Origin of the sequence: Pseudomonas parasichuanensis (assembly GCF_021601385.1) — a bacterium.
Taxonomy (GTDB): Bacteria; Pseudomonadota; Gammaproteobacteria; order Pseudomonadales; family Pseudomonadaceae; genus Aquipseudomonas; species Aquipseudomonas parasichuanensis.
The window spans coordinates 1-219 of record NZ_BQHO01000128.1 but is presented as its reverse complement, the minus strand read 5'-3'; the positions used below and the strand labels follow the sequence as shown (position 1 = coordinate 219).

Annotated in this window: 1 protein-coding gene; it reads left to right on the top strand. The window is 62.1% G+C overall.

Annotated features, from left to right (window positions below; all coding sequences use genetic code 11):
* On the top strand, positions 1-219 hold a 219-nt coding region (locus L6D77_RS27235; RefSeq protein WP_236170253.1), incomplete at both ends, for an immunoglobulin-like domain-containing protein.

Below are 219 nucleotides of genomic sequence, written 5' to 3'. Positions count from 1 at the left end.
TCACCCTGACCAACGCCCAGGGCCTGTCGGTCACTGGCCACAACGGCCTGACTTTCACCCTGACCGACGGCACCAAAGTCACCGTTCCAGCGGGCAGCGCCTCTGGCACCTTCACCATCACCGCCAAGGATGATGTGTACACCGGCGGTCAGCCGAACATCGTCAACAAGATCGAATCCGTCGCCGGTGGCGACAACTTCGAGAAACTGACCCTCGGCG